The 1823-nt window shown below is 64.9% G+C and carries 2 protein-coding genes; both read left to right on the top strand.

Annotated features, from left to right (window positions below; all coding sequences use genetic code 11):
• Positions 1 to 249, top strand: a 249-nt coding sequence (locus tag HX846_RS36345; RefSeq protein WP_178967362.1) for a potassium-transporting ATPase subunit C, incomplete at its 5' end; no start/stop codon positions are given.
• Between the two features lie 11 nt (positions 250 to 260).
• Positions 261 to 1823, top strand: a 1563-nt coding sequence (gene kdpB / locus HX846_RS36340; protein WP_178967361.1) for a potassium-transporting ATPase subunit KdpB, incomplete at its 3' end; no start/stop codon positions are given.

Raw genomic sequence — 1823 nt, 5'->3', positions numbered from 1 at the left:
GATGCGGTCACCGCTTCCGCCTCCGGCCTGGACCCGCATATCTCCGTGGCCAACGCACGCATCCAGCTGGCCCGGGTCGCCCGCCTGCGACAGATCCCCGAAGCCGAACTGCTGCAACTGGTGAACGAAAACACCGCGGAACGCACCCTGGGTTTGCTCGGCGAACCACGAGTCAATGTGCTGCAACTCAACCTCGCGCTGGACGCCCGTCTGCCTCTGCGCCAGCCCCCCATTGCGGCCAGTGAGTAAGAGATTCCCCCATGATCAAGAATGCTCGTTTACCTCTGTTTGATCGCGCCATCGTGCTCACCGCCTGCGGGGATGCGTTCAAGAAACTGCTGCCCCAGGCGCAGTGGAAAAACCCGGTGATGTTCGTCGTGTACCTGGGCAGCCTCCTCACCACGCTGCTGTGGTTCCAGTCCCTGGGTGGCCAGGGTGAAGCGCCCAGCGGCTTTATCCTCAGCATCTGTTTGTGGCTGTGGTTTACCGTGCTGTTCGCCAACTTTGCCGAGGCCCTGGCCGAAGGCCGCAGCCGTGCCCAGGCCGCCAGCCTGCGCGGGATGAAGCGCCAGACCCTGGCCAAGTTGCTGCAACAACCCAAACACGGCGCCGCATGGCTGCCGACCGAAGCCACGCTGTTGCGCAAAGACCAGGTGGTGTTGATCGAAGCCGGCGACCTGGTGCCGCTGGACGGCGTGGTGATCGAAGGCGTGGCCTCGGTGGATGAAAGCGCAATCACCGGCGAATCGGCACCGGTGATTCGCGAGGCCGGCGGCGACTTTTCCTCGGTCACCGGCGGCACGCGGGTGCTGTCGGACTGGCTGGTGGTGCGCATCAGCGTCAACCCGGGCGAGTCGTTCCTCGACCGCATGATCTCGATGGTCGAATCCGCCAAGCGTCAGAAAACGCCCAACGAAGTCGCCCTGACAATTTTGCTGGTGGGCCTGACCCTGTTGTTCCTGCTGGTGATCGCGACGCTGAGCCCGTACTCGATCTTTGCCGTGGCCATGAGTGGCAGTGGCAACGTGATCAGCGCCACGGTGCTGGTGGCGTTGCTGGTGTGCCTGATTCCCACCACCATCGGCGGCCTGCTCTCGGCCATCGGCGTGGCGGGCATGAGCCGCATGATGTCGGCGAATGTGATCGCCACTTCCGGCCGCGCCGTTGAGGCGGCGGGTGACATCGACGTGTTGCTGTTGGACAAGACCGGCACCATCACGTTGGGCAATCGCCAGGCCAGCAGTTTCCTGCCGGCACCGGGGGTCAAGGAAGCTGAACTGGCCGACGCGGCGCAACTGGCGTCCCTGGCCGACGAAACCCCGGAAGGCCGCAGCATCGTGGTGCTGGCCAAGCAGAAGTTCGACATCCGCGCGCGGGACATCAACGCCCTCGGCGCAAGCTTTGTGCACTTCACCGCGCAGACTCGCATGAGCGGCGTCGACCTGCCCGAAGGCCGCGGTATTCGCAAGGGTGCAGCGGATGCGATCCGCAGTCATATCGAAGCGCTCGGTGGGAGCTTTCCGGCTGCATTGCAGGCCAAGGTCGACGAAGTATCGCGACGCGGCAGCACTCCGCTGGTGGTCTCGGACGGGGCCAAGGCACTCGGCGTGGTGGAGCTCAAGGACGTGGTCAAGGGCGGCATCAAGGAGCGCTTCGCCGAACTGCGGCGCATGGGCATCAAGACCGTGATGATCACCGGCGACAACCGCCTGACCGCCGCCGCGATTGCGGTGGAAGCCGGCGTGGATGACTTCCTCGCCGAGGCGCGCCCGGAAGACAAGCTGCAGCTGATCCGCGACTACCAGGCCCAGGGCAAGCTCGTG

The organism is Pseudomonas sp. K5002 (assembly GCF_013386655.1).
In the GTDB taxonomy this organism is placed as follows: domain Bacteria; phylum Pseudomonadota; class Gammaproteobacteria; order Pseudomonadales; family Pseudomonadaceae; genus Aquipseudomonas.
This window is presented reverse-complemented; position numbering and strand designations above follow the sequence as displayed.